13 protein-coding genes are annotated in these 13,064 nt (G+C 62.4%); 9 read left to right on the top strand and 4 right to left on the bottom strand.

Annotated features, from left to right (window positions below; all coding sequences use genetic code 11):
* Position 1: 1 nt before the first annotated feature.
* The gene (gene yaaA / locus IAE38_RS16620) at positions 2-781 is read right to left on the bottom strand and encodes a peroxide stress protein YaaA (RefSeq protein ID WP_201165054.1); all 780 of its coding nucleotides are present in this window, start codon (positions 779-781) and stop codon (positions 2-4) included.
* A 137-nt stretch (positions 782-918) separates the two neighbouring features.
* Here yaaA and IAE38_RS16615 point away from each other — a divergent pair, with 137 nt between their 5' ends.
* From IAE38_RS16615 to moaE, 5 genes are all read left to right on the top strand, one after another.
* The gene (locus tag IAE38_RS16615) at positions 919-2,046 is read left to right on the top strand and encodes a polysaccharide deacetylase family protein (protein WP_028635230.1); all 1,128 of its coding nucleotides are present in this window, start codon (positions 919-921) and stop codon (positions 2,044-2,046) included.
* Positions 2,047-2,327: 281 nt separating this feature from the next.
* On the top strand, positions 2,328-3,722 hold the full coding sequence (locus IAE38_RS16610) for a PhoH family protein (protein ID WP_028635229.1): 1,395 nt from the start codon (positions 2,328-2,330) through the stop codon (positions 3,720-3,722).
* Between the two features lie 126 nt (positions 3,723-3,848).
* Positions 3,849-4,319 carry a cyclic pyranopterin monophosphate synthase MoaC gene (gene moaC, locus IAE38_RS16605; RefSeq protein ID WP_201218328.1) on the top strand — a complete coding sequence of 157 codons (471 nt, stop codon included), beginning with the start codon at positions 3,849-3,851 and terminating at the stop codon, positions 4,317-4,319.
* Positions 4,319-4,564, top strand: a complete 246-nt coding sequence (locus IAE38_RS16600; RefSeq protein ID WP_201165060.1) for a MoaD/ThiS family protein — start codon at positions 4,319-4,321, stop codon at positions 4,562-4,564. The genes moaC and IAE38_RS16600 overlap by 1 nt, the downstream gene beginning before the upstream one ends.
* Positions 4,565-4,566: 2 nt before the next feature.
* Positions 4,567-5,013: a molybdopterin synthase catalytic subunit MoaE gene (moaE, locus tag IAE38_RS16595; protein WP_201165061.1), complete on the top strand. Its 447-nt coding sequence runs from the start codon at positions 4,567-4,569 to the stop codon at positions 5,011-5,013.
* A 46-nt stretch (positions 5,014-5,059) separates the two neighbouring features.
* Here moaE and rhlB read toward each other — a convergent pair whose 3' ends face one another.
* Together rhlB and IAE38_RS16585 are read right to left on the bottom strand one after the other, a co-directional pair.
* Positions 5,060-6,517 (bottom strand): ATP-dependent RNA helicase RhlB, encoded by a 1,458-nt coding sequence (gene rhlB / locus IAE38_RS16590; protein WP_201218327.1) that lies wholly within the window; start codon positions 6,515-6,517, stop codon positions 5,060-5,062.
* A gap of 100 nt (positions 6,518-6,617) precedes the next feature.
* Positions 6,618-7,274, bottom strand: a complete 657-nt coding sequence (locus IAE38_RS16585) for an alpha/beta hydrolase (protein ID WP_028635224.1) — start codon at positions 7,272-7,274, stop codon at positions 6,618-6,620.
* Positions 7,275-7,607: 333 nt separating this feature from the next.
* Here IAE38_RS16585 and IAE38_RS16580 point away from each other — a divergent pair, with 333 nt between their 5' ends.
* From IAE38_RS16580 to IAE38_RS16565, 4 genes are all read left to right on the top strand, one after another.
* Positions 7,608-8,636 carry an amino acid ABC transporter substrate-binding protein gene (locus IAE38_RS16580; protein WP_028635223.1) on the top strand — a complete coding sequence of 343 codons (1,029 nt, stop codon included), beginning with the start codon at positions 7,608-7,610 and terminating at the stop codon, positions 8,634-8,636.
* Between the two features lie 67 nt (positions 8,637-8,703).
* Positions 8,704-9,882 (top strand): amino acid ABC transporter permease, encoded by a 1,179-nt coding sequence (locus tag IAE38_RS16575; protein WP_028635222.1) that lies wholly within the window; start codon positions 8,704-8,706, stop codon positions 9,880-9,882.
* A 10-nt stretch (positions 9,883-9,892) separates the two neighbouring features.
* Complete coding sequence (locus tag IAE38_RS16570; RefSeq protein ID WP_201218325.1) at positions 9,893-10,990, top strand: amino acid ABC transporter permease; 1,098 nt, start codon at positions 9,893-9,895, stop codon at positions 10,988-10,990.
* 10 nt (positions 10,991-11,000) lie between these two features.
* Positions 11,001-11,765, top strand: coding sequence for an amino acid ABC transporter ATP-binding protein (locus IAE38_RS16565; protein ID WP_028635220.1), 765 nt, complete (start codon positions 11,001-11,003; stop codon positions 11,763-11,765).
* A gap of 36 nt (positions 11,766-11,801) precedes the next feature.
* Here IAE38_RS16565 and algW read toward each other — a convergent pair whose 3' ends face one another.
* Positions 11,802-12,962 carry a Do family serine endopeptidase AlgW gene (algW, locus tag IAE38_RS16560; RefSeq protein ID WP_028635219.1) on the bottom strand — a complete coding sequence of 387 codons (1,161 nt, stop codon included), beginning with the start codon at positions 12,960-12,962 and terminating at the stop codon, positions 11,802-11,804.
* Positions 12,963-13,064: the final 102 nt, after the last annotated feature.

Below are 13,064 nucleotides of genomic sequence, written 5' to 3'. Positions count from 1 at the left end.
CTCACTCGCCTGGCTGATCCCGCAAAAACACCAGGTGATCCGCTTTCGACTGCTCGGCACTGTAGTAGTACCCCTGCACATCGAACTGCTTGAGCTGCGCTGGGTCGCTGATGCGCTCTTCGATGGCGAAGCGGGTCATCATGCCGCGGGCTTTCTTGGCGTAGAAGCTGATGATCTTGTATTGGCCGTTCTTCAAGTCCTTGAAGTCCACGTTGATCACCCGGGCGTTCAACGCGCTGCGCTTCACTGCGCTGAAATACTCGTTGCTGGCCAGGTTCAGCAGCACGTCGTCGCCCTGTTCGGCCAGGGCCTGGTTCAGCCATTCGCTGATGCGGGTGCCCCAGAAGGCGTACAAGTCCTTGCCGCGGGCGTTGGCCAGCTTGGTGCCCATCTCCAGGCGGTAGGGTTGCATCAGGTCCAGCGGGCGCAGCAGGCCGTACAGGCCCGAGAGCATGCGCAAGTGGCCCTGGGCGAAGGTGAAGTCGTCTTCGCCCAGAGTTTCGGCAGCCAGCCCGGTGTACACGTCGCCCTTGAAGGCCAGCAACGCCTGCTTGGCGTTCTGTGGGGTGAAGTGCGGCGTCCAGCTGCCGAAGCGGGCGGCGTTCAGGCCGGCAAGCTTGTCGGAGAGGTGCATCAGTTCGCTGATCTGCGCCGGGCTCAGTTCGCGCAGTTGCCCGATCAATTCCTGCGAGTCGTCGAGGTAAGCGGGCAGGGTGAAACGCTCGGTCACCGGCGGGGTGTCGTAGTCGAGGGTCTTGGCGGGGGAAATCACCGTCAGCATCGGGTCGGCTCCTGGCATCATTGACCGTGAATTCTACGGGCTGGGCGTGGCAAGTCCAAACTATGGCGACGATAGTGGGCGCTCATGGACCGTGCAGGCGCTATAGTGCCTGTTTTGCCATTGGGGAGCCTTGGACCGTGCGCATAGCCTCAGCCCTGCTGGCCGCGCTGCTGAGCGTGGCCGTGCACGCCGCGCCCAGCGACCAGGTGAGCCTGGACCGCAGCCTGTGGCCCGAGCAGTTGGACAGCCCGGTGCTGTTCGACGTGGCGTCGCGTGCCGAGATACTGTCGTTTGCCCAGGTGCTGCATGAAAGCGAGCTGCTCGACGATGCGGCGCTGGCGGCGCGGCTGGGGCTGCGCCAGATCAACCTGCACAAGGTGCGCCTGGTGCGGGCGCGCATGTGGCAGCGCCTGTGGAGCGGTTACCAGCAGGCCCAGCGCAGTTGCGAGCAGGATGCCTCGTTCTGTTACGCCGTCACCTCCATGGCAGAACTGCGCACGCAAGCCGCTACCTTCGCTGCCGATGTTGGCGCGTTCTACACCGGCTGGGTCGAACCCAGCCACCGCTTCCATGTGCGCTACCTGGACGAGCAGCTGCGCAAGGCGGCATTGATGCCGCAAACCAGCAGTGAGGTGGAGCGGCTGTCACCGGCCGAGCGCAACGGCGACGAACTGAACGACCGGCTGTTTCTGCTCACCTTCGTCGGTGGGCCGGGGCCGGTGGGTGGCAGTACCGATACGTTGGCCGACTACCTGCGCGGGCAGAAGCTGGAAGGGACGTTTTTCGTCCTGGGCAACCGCTTGCAGCAACGTCGCGAGGGCACCTCGCTCGACGCCCTGCGCACGTTGTATGACGGGCAGTGCGTAGGTATTCAGGGCTGGGAGTACAGGTCCCACGCGCAGTGGAATGGCTGGCAGGACTCGCTCAGGCGCAGCCAGGGGCGGGTGCAGGCAGACCTGCCTGAGCAATACGTGCCATTGTTCCGGCCCCCCTATGGCCAGCGCAGGGCGGATGGGGACGCGTTCATGGCCAGCCAGCAACTGCGCGTGTCACTGTGGGACATCGACGCCCAGGATGACGGCGCGCTGGATGCCCAGGCCTCGGCCCAGCGGGTGCTGACCTTGATGCTGCTGTGGCGCAAGGGGGTGATCCAGTTTCACGATGCCCTGCCCAAAGCCCAGCCGGCCGTGCAATGGCTGCTGGAGCACACCGCACAGAGCGGCATCGGCTGGCAGGGCTGCAAGGAATATGCTTATGCACAATGAGCAATCTGACTTCTGACTGTAGACCCGCCTGGCCGCCCCGCCAAGGGCAGTTCGTCAATCGGAAAAATAAACTTCAAAAACGCGTAAAAATGCTTTTTCCGGTCATGCCTTTTGCGGTATGAAGAAACCAGACAGCCGATTCCTGCAGCACAGGTGGCGTCATACAGGCTCACCTGGCCAGGTTCGCTTCCCGCCCGTAACAACGCGGATACGGGGAGACCGGCAGTCACTTTGCGGCGTAACAGACCGCGCCGTGTGGCTTCGACATAAGGTGACCGAGTATGGATGACCAAGGACGCACCCCTTCCTCCAGCAAGCCAATCCTCTATGTGCTCGATACCAACGTCCTGATTCACGACCCTAACGCATTACTCAACTTCGAGGAGCATCACGTCGCCATCCCGATGACGGTGCTGGAGGAACTCGACAAGCTCAAGGCCGGCAAACAGAGCATCGCCGCCGAATGCCGCCAGGCTATCCGCCTGATCGATCAGACCCTGGGGGACGCCTCACCCAGCGTGGTCGAGCAGGGTGTACCCATCCAGCGTGGCAAGAGCGGGCCCAAGGGCTTCCTGTCCATTCTGATGACCCCGCGCAACGAGCCTAATCGCCTGCTGCCGGAAACCCTCAACGACAACATCATCATCAACCAGCTGCTGGAAGTGCGGGCACGGCGCACCGACCTGGACGTGGTGCTGGTCACCAAAGACATCAACATGCGCCTGAAGGCCCGCGCCTGTGGCATTGCGGCCGAAGACTACAGCACCGACCAGTTGGTAGACGACGTGTCGCTGCTGTCCAAGGGATACCACTCGGTCACAGGTTCGTTCTGGGACCGGGTGAACAAGGTGGATACGCGCCAGGAACGTGGCCGTACCTGGCACCGCGTGCAACTGGCCGAGAACCTGCCGGCGGTGCACGTCAACGAGTTCATCATCGACGAGCAGGGCTTCGTTGGCTGGATCAAAGGCATCCGTGAAAACGAACTGCTGCTGCTCGACCTGCACCAGGAGCCGCTGCTGCACCAGGAAGCCTGGGGCCTGAAGCCACGGGATATTCACCAGAGCCTGGCGCTGTTCGCCCTGCTGGACCCAGACATCCACCTGGTCAACCTGACCGGCGCTGCGGGCTCGGGCAAGACCATCCTGGCACTGGCTGCCGCCATCGAGCAGACCATGGTCAGCAAGCGCTACCGGCGCATCATCGCCACCCGCAGCGTGCAGGGGCTGGACCAGGAGATCGGCTTCCTGCCGGGTACCGAGGCCGAGAAGATGGAGCCTTGGCTGGGTGCGATCACCGACAACCTCGAAGCCTTGCACATGGACGACGAAAGCACCCATGGCAGCGTGGAGTACATCCTCGAGCGGGTACCGTTGCAGTTCAAGTCGCTGAACTACATCCGTGGGCGCAGCTTCCAGCAGAGCCTGATCCTCATCGATGAATGCCAGAACCTCACCCCGCACCAGATGAAAACCATCATCACCCGTGCCGGTGCCGGCTCCAAGGTGGTGTGCCTGGGTAACCTGGCGCAGATCGACACGCCTTACCTGTCCGCCACCAGCTCTGGCCTTACCTACCTCACCGAGCGCTTCAAGGACTTCCCCCACGGCGTGCACATCACCCTGCAGGGTGTGCCGCGGTCGGTGCTGGCCGAGTACGCCGAGTCGCACATGTAACGGCACATCTAACGGCACATCGGGGCGGCCTGCCCAGGCCGCTCCAACTTCCCGCCCGGCTACAAACCCGTGCCTAAAGCTGACCCACGGGTTTACACTCGTTGCTCCCTTCACAGGAGCAGAGCAGTGCTGACACATCTTGATTCCCAGGGGCGGGCCAACATGGTCGACGTCACTGAAAAAGCCGTCACCGAGCGTGAGGCCACCGCCGAGGCGCGGGTGCGCATGCTGCCGCAAACCTTGCAGATGATCGTGGAAGGCGCACACCCCAAGGGCGATGTGTTTGCCGTGGCGCGCATCGCCGGCATTCAGGCGGCGAAGAAGACCAGTGACCTGATCCCGTTGTGCCACCCATTGATGCTGACCAGCGTGAAGGTGGAGCTTGATGCCGAGGGTGAGGATGCGGTGAAGATCGTCGCCCGCTGCAAGCTGGCCGGGCAGACCGGTGTGGAGATGGAAGCGCTGACGGCGGCCAGTGTCGCGGCACTGACCCTTTATGACATGTGCAAAGCCGTAGACAAGGGTATGGTCATCGAACAGGTGCGCCTGCTGGAAAAGCTCGGCGGCAAAAGTGGCCATTACAAGGTGCAAAGCTGATGAACGTGAAGGTGATGTACTTCGCCCGTTACCGCGAACGGCTGGGGGTGGACGCGGAGCGTGTCGAAGGTGCATTCGCGGTGCTCGACGATGTGCGTCAGGCGCTGGTGGCCAGGGGCGCTCCGTACGACGTGCTGAGTGAGCAGAACCTGATGTGTGCGCGCAACGAAGAACTGTGCAAGCTTGATGAGCCGCTGGAAGAGGGCGATGACGTGGCGTTCTTCCCGCCGGTAACAGGAGGCTGAACATGGCTGTACGCGTTCAGGAGGCTGCATTCGACCCGGGGCTGGAAGTCAATGCCATGCACGCGGCCAACGTGGGTGTGGGGGCGGTTGTCGCTTTTGTCGGCTACGTGCGGGATTTCAACGAAGGGCGCGAGGTGGCGGGGATGTTTCTTGAACACTACCCGGGCATGACCGAGAAGGCCCTGGCCAAGATTGCCGCCGAGGCCCAGCAGCGCTGGCCGCTGCTGAAGATTGAGGTGCTGCATCGCATCGGTGCACTGGAGCCGGGCGAGCCCATTGTGTTTGTGGGTGTGGCCAGTGCTCACCGGCAGGCCGCGTTCGATGCCTGCAACTTCATCATGGATTACCTGAAAACCCGGGCGCCGTTCTGGAAGAAAGAAATGACCGGGGACGGCCCGCGCTGGGTCGAGGGCAGGCAGAGTGACCAGGATGCGGCGGGGCGCTGGTAGCCCTGTGTTGGGTGGCCGGGGCTATGCCCCGGTTCGCGGGTACAGGTCAGTGATGCTTGCGTGGCACGGGCTGCAGCAGTTCATCCGGCGGCATTTCGCACTTGATCTTGCGGCCCAGCAGTTCTTCGATCGCCGGCAACTGATACGAGTCATCCTCCCCGGCAAAGCTGATCGACACACCACTGGTGCCTGCACGGCCAGTACGGCCGATACGATGCACGTAGTCGTCCGGGTCTTCGGGCAAGGTGAAGTTGATGACGTGGCTGATGCCGTCGATGTGAATACCCCGCCCGGCCACATCGGTGGCAACCAACACGGTGATGCGCCCTTCACGGAAGTTTTCCAGCGTGCGGATACGCTTGTGCTGGGGCACGTCGCCTGAAAGCTGCGCGGCATTGATGCCGTCACGCACCAGTTTTTCCTCGATGCGCCGCACTTCGTCCTTGCGGTTGGCGAACACCATCACCCGTTCCCACTCGTTTTGGGTAACCAGGTTGTACAGCAGCTTGTACTTGTCGCTGCCCGCCACCGCATACACGTGCTGCTCGACCGTTTCGCTGGCGACGTTCTCGGGCTCGATTTCGACGATGGCCGGGTCGGTCGTCCACTGCTTGGCCAGGTTCATCACGTCGTCAGTGAAGGTGGCCGAGAACAGCAAGGTCTGGCGTTCGCTCTTGGGCGGGGTCTGGCGGATGATCTGTCGTACCTGGGGGATGAAGCCCATGTCCAGCATGCGGTCCGCTTCGTCCAGCACCATCACCTCGACCATGTCCAGGTGCACCTCGCCGCGCTGGTTGAAGTCCAGCAGCCGGCCTGGGGTGGCCACCAGAATATCGCAGTGCCGTGCTTCCAGCGCCTTCAGTTGCTTGTCGAAGTCCATGCCACCGACGAAGCTCATCACGTTCAGGCCGGTGTACTTGGTGAGGGCCGCAGCGTCCTTGGCGATCTGTACTACCAGCTCGCGGGTGGGCGCGATGATCAGCGCACGGGGTTCGCCCATGTAGCGCTCTTTGGGCGGTGGGGTCTGCTGCAACTGGGAAATGATCGAGATCAGAAACGCAGCAGTTTTGCCCGTACCAGTCTGGGCCCTGCCGATCGCGTCCTGCCCACGCAGGGTGTAACCCAGCACCTGTGCCTGGATCGGCGTGCAGTATGGGAAGCCCAGGTCGTGGATGGCGTGCATCAGTTCGTTGGACAGCTTGAAGTCATGGAAGCGGGTTTTGCCTTCCTGCGGCTCGACCACGAAGTCTTCCGGCTTCCACAGGCTGGCCTGCGGCTTGGGCTTGCGCTCGCGGCGCGGTTTTTCTTTTGCCGGCGTTGCCGCCGCAGGCGCAGTTGCCACCGGCTGGCTGGCCTTGGGGGCAGGTTTGGCGCGCGGGGGCTTGGATGGGGTTACTGGACGGGCCTCGGAAACGGGCGCGGGCGATGCAACGCTGGCAGCAGGCGCGACAGCCTGCGGGGCGTCGTCTCCCTTGCCGAATATTTTTTTAAGTGCCTTGAGCACGGTCGTCTCGTCAACTGGTTAAGGAATGTACGCCGGGCAGTGTAATGCAAGAACCCCGCGCGGCGTAGTGGAACTGACGCACAACTACAGGCGGCGTGCCTTATTGAAGTTGCCTGGCCAGCCAGTGGTAGATGTCGTTCAGCTCCTCGACCACCACCTCGTGCTCCATGGGGTACTCCTGCCAGGTTGCGGCAATGCCCCAGGTATTGAGGTATTCGAAGGCGGTACGGCCCATCGACGGGATCACCACCGGGTCATGCACGCCGTGCAGGCACAGCGCCGGGGTCCGCTGCTGGCAGGCACTGAGCTGATGCCCTTCACTGAACGTGGGCGCGTAGGTAGACAGTGCCAGCACCCCGCCCAGGGCCTCCTGCCACTTTATATAGGCGGTGTGCAGCACCACCGCGCCGCCCTGGGAGAAACCGGCCAGGAAGATGCGTGACAGGCTGACGCCCTTGGCCTGCTCGGCCTTGATCAGCGCGATGACCTGGTCGGCCGACGCGTCGAGCTGCGCCTCGTCGATGGCGCGGGCCGGGCTCATGGCCTTGATGTCGTACCAGCTCGGCATGGCGTAGCCGCCGTTGATGGTGACCGGCTGGGTCGGCGCCTGGGGCATGATGAAGCGCGTGCTGTTCAGCCGCTCCTGCATGAATTCAGCTACAGGTAGGAAGTCGTAACGGTCGGCCCCCAGGCCGTGCAACCAGATCACACAGGCATCTGCGGTGGTCTGGGGTTCCAGGATCAGTGGGTCGGTCATTGCTGCTCCGAAAGTGTGCGGTTGGGCGGTTAGCGTGCATGAATATAAAGCGCGTGTGCAGCGCGCGAGAACGAGAATGTCGCAACGCTGAAACTTTACCCACTTGACTCTGGCTTAATCGCTCCAGCCAAGCGAACTGGTACGCGCTTTGCAATTCCATCTGTGATGCAAAGGGTAGGCCGTGAACGGTAACACCCTCTGTAAGCGAAGGCTGTCACAGAACAGCCCATTGCGCCAATTGACCCAATAACAAGCCAATACGGGTCGGATGCGCCTCAAAAGGGTGCGGTGCAATTCCGGCTCGATACAACAAGAGCGATGTGGAGGTAGTGAATGAAGATGTTGAAAACCACCCTGGCAGTCCTGACCGCTGCCGCCGCGCTGGGCGCCGTGAGCACTGCCCAGGCCGGTGCCACTCTCGATGCGGTTAAAAAGAAGGGCTTCGTCCAGTGTGGCGTGAGTGACGGCTTGCCTGGCTTCTCGGTACCGGATGCCCAGGGCAAGATCATCGGCATCGATGCCGACGTCTGCCGCGCCGTAGCGGCGGCGGTGTTCGGCGATGCGACCAAGGTCAAGTTCAGCCAGCTCAACGCCAAGGAACGCTTCACCGCCCTGCAGTCGGGCGAAGTCGACGTGCTGTCGCGCAACACCACCTGGACCAGTTCGCGCGATGCCGGCATGGGCCTGGTGTTCACCGGTGTCACCTACTACGACGGCGTCGGTTTCCTGGTCAACAAGAAGCTGGGTGTTTCCAGCGCCAAGGAACTCGATGGCGCTACCATCTGCATCCAGGCAGGTACCACCACCGAACTGAACGTGTCCGACTTCTTCCGCGCCAACAACCTGAAATACACCCCGATCACCTTCGACACCTCTGACGAAAGCGCCAAGTCGCTGGAGTCGGGCCGTTGCGACGTACTGACCTCTGACAAGTCGCAGCTGTTCGCTCAGCGTTCCAAGCTGGCCGCACCCACCGAGTATGTAGTGCTGCCAGAAACCATCTCCAAGGAGCCCTTGGGCCCGGTGGTGCGCAAAGGCGACGAAGAGTGGTTCAGCATCGTCAAGTGGACGCTGTTCGCCATGCTCAACGCCGAAGAGGCGGGCATCACCTCCAAGAACGTCGAAGCCGAAGCCAAGGGCACCAAGAACCCTGACGTGGCCCGCCTGCTGGGTGGCGACGGTGAATACGGCAAGGACCTCAAGCTGCCCAAAGACTGGGTAGTGCAGATCGTCAAGCAAGTCGGCAACTACGGCGAAGTGTTCGAGAAGAACCTGGGCCAGAGCACCGACCTGAAGATCGACCGTGGCATGAACGCCCTGTGGAACAACGGCGGCATCCAGTACGCGCCACCTGTGCGCTGATGGTTGCACCCTGCGGCGGCATCCTGCCGCCGCAGGCAGTTCGGCACCCTCTCTTCCGGGGCATTTCATGCAAAATCGAATCGGCGCACAAAAGGGTTTATCCCTGAGCGATCCACGTGTGCGTGCGTGGCTGTTCCAGATCCTTACCATCGTCTTCGTGGTGGGTCTGGGCTGGTACCTGTTTCACAACACGCAAACCAACCTGCAACACCGCGGCATTACCTCTGGCTTCGACTTCCTCGACCGCAGTGCCGGCTTCGGCATCGCCCAGCACCTGATCCCCTACGTGGAATCGGACAGCTACGCCCGGGTATTCGTCATCGGCTTGCTCAACACCCTGCTGGTGACACTGATCGGCGTGGTGCTGGCCACCATTCTTGGCTTCATCATCGGTGTGGCACGGTTGTCGCCGAACTGGATGATCAACAAGCTGGCGACGGTGTATGTGGAAACCTTCCGCAACATCCCGCCGCTGCTGCAGATCCTGTTCTGGTACTTCGCGGTGTTTCTCACGCTGCCGGGGCCCAGGGGCAGCATCAACATCGACGATACCTTCTTCATCAGCAACCGTGGCCTGAACATGCCGGGGGCCTCCATGGCCGAGGGCTTCTGGCCATTCGTCATCGCCGTTGCCCTGGCTGTGCTGGCCGTGGTGGTGATGGTGCGGCGGGCCAACCGGCGTTTCGAAGAAACAGGTGAGCCCTTTCACAAGTTCTGGGTGGGCCTGGCCTTGCTCGTGGTCATCCCCGGTGCCTGCGTGCTGCTGTTCGGCAGCCCTGTACAGTGGGAAGTGCCGCAGTTGAAAGGCTTCAACTTCGTGGGTGGCTGGGTGCTGATCCCCGAGCTGCTGGCATTGACCCTGGCGCTGACCATCTATACCGCCGCGTTCATTGCCGAGATCGTGCGTTCGGGCATCCGTTCGGTGAGCCACGGCCAGACCGAGGCTGCTCGGTCGCTGGGCCTGCGCGAAGGGCCGACCCTGCGCAAGGTGATCATCCCCCAGGCACTGCGGGTGATCATTCCGCCGCTCACCAGCCAGTACCTGAACCTGGCCAAGAACTCGTCGCTGGCGGCCGGTATCGGCTACCCGGAAATGGTCTCGCTGTTTGCCGGCACGGTGTTGAACCAGACCGGCCAGGCCATTGAGGTGATCGCCATCACCATGAGTGTCTATCTCGCCATCAGCATCAGCATTTCGCTGTTGATGAACTGGTACAACAAGCGCATTGCGCTGATCGAGCGGTGAGGATACGCCTGTGAATGCCCATGTTTTCAAACCTGACATCCCGCCACCGGTAAAAACCGTCGGCGTGCTCGCCTGGATGCGTGCCAACCTGTTTTCCAGCTGGCTCAACACACTGCTCACCCTGTTCGCCGTGTATCTGCTGTGGCTGATTGTGCCGCCGTTGCTGCAATGGGCGCTAATCGATGCCAACTGGGTGGGTACCACCCGCGCCGATTGCACCAAGGAGGGCGCCTGCTGGGTGTTCGTGCAGCAGCGCTTTGGGCAGTTCATGTACGGCTACTACCCTGCCGAGTTGCGCTGGCGGGTGGACCTGACCGTGTGGCTGGCGGTACTCGGCGCGGCACCGTTGTTCATCAGCCGCTTCCCGCGCAAGGCGGTGTACGGCCTGGGCTTCCTGGTGCTGTACCCGGTGCTGGCCTATACCCTGCTGCACGGCGGCTACCTGGGCCTGGACACGGTGGCCACCAGCCAGTGGGGCGGGCTGATGCTGACCCTGGTCATCGCCACGGTCGGCATCGTCGGTGCCTTGCCCCTGGGCATTGTGCTGGCGCTGGGCAGGCGCTCGCGCATGCCGGCGGTGAAGGTGGTGTGTGTGACCTTCATCGAGTTCTGGCGCGGCGTGCCACTGATCACCGTGCTGTTCATGTCGTCCGTGATGCTGCCGTTGTTCCTGCCCGAGGGCATGAGCTTCGACAAGCTGCTGCGGGCCATGATCGGTGTGATTCTGTTCCAGTCGGCGTATATCGCCGAGGTGGTGCGCGGTGGCTTGCAGGCCATTCCCAAAGGCCAGTACGAGGCTGCGGCGGCCATGGGCCTGGGTTACTGGCGCTCGATGGGCCTGGTGATCCTGCCCCAGGCGCTGAAGCTGGTGATCCCCGGCATCGTCAACACTTTCATTGCCCTGTTCAAGGACACCAGCCTGGTGATCATCATCGGCCTGTTCGACCTGCTCAACAGCGTCAAGCAAGCAGCTGCCGACCCGGCCTGGCTGGGTATGGCCACCGAGGGCTACGTGTTCGCGGCCCTGGTGTTCTGGATTTTCTGTTTCGGTATGTCCCGCTACTCCATGCATCTGGAGCGCAAGCTGGACACTGGCCACAAGCGTTAGGAGTTTCGAAATGAGTGAAGCGATCAAGCAGCCTGCTGGCCCCGAAGGCATCATCCAGATGCAGGGCGTAAACAAGTGGTATGGCCAGTTCCATGTGCTCAAGGACATCAACCTGAACGTGCGCCAGGGCGAGCGCATCGTGCTGTGCGGGCCGTCGGGTTCGGGCAAGTCCACCACCATCCGCTGCCTCAACCGCCTGGAGGAACATCAGCAGGGGCGCATTGTGGTCGACGGGGTAGAGCTGACCAACGACCTGAAGCAGATCGAGGCCATCCGCCGCGAGGTGGGCATGGTGTTCCAGCACTTCAACCTGTTCCCGCACCTGAGCATTCTGGAAAACTGCACCCTGGCGCCCATGTGGGTACGCAAGATGCCGCGGCGCAAGGCCGAGGAAATCGCCATGCACTACCTGGAGCGGGTACGCATTCCGGAGCAGGCGCACAAATTCCCGGGGCAGTTGTCCGGTGGCCAGCAGCAGCGGGTGGCCATTGCCCGTGCCCTGTGCATGAAGCCCAAGATCATGCTGTTCGACGAACCAACTTCGGCGCTGGACCCGGAAATGGTCAAGGAAGTGCTCGATACCATGGTAGGGCTGGCTGAAGACGGCATGACCATGCTGTGCGTTACCCACGAGATGGGCTTTGCCCGCACCGTGGCCAACCGGGTGATCTTCATGGACAAGGGAGAGATTGTGGAGCAGGCCGCGCCGGATGATTTCTTCGACCGGCCGCGCAGTGACCGTACCCGGTTGTTCCTGAGCCAGATCTTGCATTGATGCAGGCAGGGGCTGCTTTGCAGCCCCCTCTACAGGCTATTTCTCTTCCTGTTTGGCCACTGGCGCCGGCGGCGGCCTCAGGCCTACTTCGGCCACCAGCTTCAACTGCTGCCCATTGCGCATCACCTCGATGGTGATCTTCTCGTTGGGCTTGATGCGCGCCACCTGGTTCATCGACTTGCGCCCGTCACCGGCCGGTTCGCCGTTGATGCTCAGAATCACGTCACCCAGCTGCAACCCGGCCCTGGCCGCCGGCCCCTCGCGGAATATACCCGCGACCACGATGCCTGGCCGGTCTTTCATGCCGAACGATTCGGCCAGTTCGGTGCTCAGTGGCTGCACTTCGATACCCAACCAGCCACGGATCACCTGGCCGTGCTCGACGATCGACTTCATCACTTCCAGCGCCAGCTTCACCGGGATGGCAAAACCGATGCCCTGGGAGCCGCCAGACTTGGAGAAGATCGCGGTGTTGATGCCGATCAGGTTGCCATTGGCATCCACCAGTGCACCGCCGGAGTTACCCGGGTTGATCGCCGCGTCGGTCTGGATGAAATCTTCGTAGTTGTTCAGCCCCAACTGGTTGCGGCCGGTGGCGCTGATGATGCCCATGGTCACCGTCTGGCCTACGCCGAACGGGTTGCCGATGGCCAGCGACACATCGCCGATACGGATGGTGTCGGAGCGGCCGATGGTAATGGCCGGCAGTTTCTTCAGGTCGATCTTCAGCACCGCCAGGTCGGTTTCCGGGTCGCTGCCGATAACCCGGGCCAGGGTCTCGCGGCCGTCTTTCAGGGCCACGACGATCTGGTCGGCACCGCTGGTGACGTGGTTGTTGGTGAGCAGGTAACCCTCGGGGCTCATGATGACTGCCGAGCCCAGGCTGGACTCCCAACGCCGCTGCTTGGGCAGGTTGTCCCCGAAGAAGCGGCGGAACTGCGGGTCTTCGAACAGCGGGTGCGAGCTCTTGTTCACCACTTTGGTGGTGTACAGGTTGACCACCGCGGGGGCGGCCAGGGTCACGGCATCAGCGTAGGAAACCGGGCCCTGGACCACGCGCGTGGTCTGGGGTGCCTGTTGCAGGTTGACATCCTGGCTGGGCAGGCCGACCCACTCGGGGAAACGCTGGATGATCAGCACGGCAATGAGCACACCGGTGAGCAGGGGCCAGCCAAAGTAACGCAACGCCTTGAACATGAACGAGTCCTGGATAGAGCAGGGGGCCAGGGGCCACCGAGTAGGGCATGCAGGGGTACGTGAACCGCACGCGCAGGCACCGGTTCCCCCGGTGCCGACGAC

This window comes from Pseudomonas sp. S32 (assembly GCF_016648095.1).
GTDB lineage: Bacteria > Pseudomonadota > Gammaproteobacteria > Pseudomonadales > Pseudomonadaceae > Aquipseudomonas > Aquipseudomonas parafulva.
Note: the sequence above shows the minus strand (reverse complement) of the source record. Positions and strands in the feature narration are given on the sequence as shown.

Bases quoted from the DNA above. Each gene is read 5' to 3' on its own strand.
- yaaA (WP_201165054.1), bottom strand. From the start codon at position 781: ATGCTGACGGTGATTTCCCCCGCCAAGACCCTCGACTACGACACCCCG.
- IAE38_RS16610 (WP_028635229.1), top strand. From the start codon at position 2,328: ATGGATGACCAAGGACGCACCCCTTCCTCCAGCAAGCCAATCCTCTAT.
- IAE38_RS16600 (WP_201165060.1), top strand. From the start codon at position 4,319: ATGAACGTGAAGGTGATGTACTTCGCCCGTTACCGCGAACGGCTGGGG.
- moaE (WP_201165061.1), top strand. From the start codon at position 4,567: ATGGCTGTACGCGTTCAGGAGGCTGCATTCGACCCGGGGCTGGAAGTC.
- IAE38_RS16585 (WP_028635224.1), bottom strand. From the start codon at position 7,274: ATGACCGACCCACTGATCCTGGAACCCCAGACCACCGCAGATGCCTGT.
- IAE38_RS16580 (WP_028635223.1), top strand. From the start codon at position 7,608: ATGAAGATGTTGAAAACCACCCTGGCAGTCCTGACCGCTGCCGCCGCG.
- IAE38_RS16575 (WP_028635222.1), top strand. From the start codon at position 8,704: ATGCAAAATCGAATCGGCGCACAAAAGGGTTTATCCCTGAGCGATCCA.
- IAE38_RS16565 (WP_028635220.1), top strand. From the start codon at position 11,001: ATGAGTGAAGCGATCAAGCAGCCTGCTGGCCCCGAAGGCATCATCCAG.
- algW (WP_028635219.1), bottom strand. From the start codon at position 12,962: ATGTTCAAGGCGTTGCGTTACTTTGGCTGGCCCCTGCTCACCGGTGTG.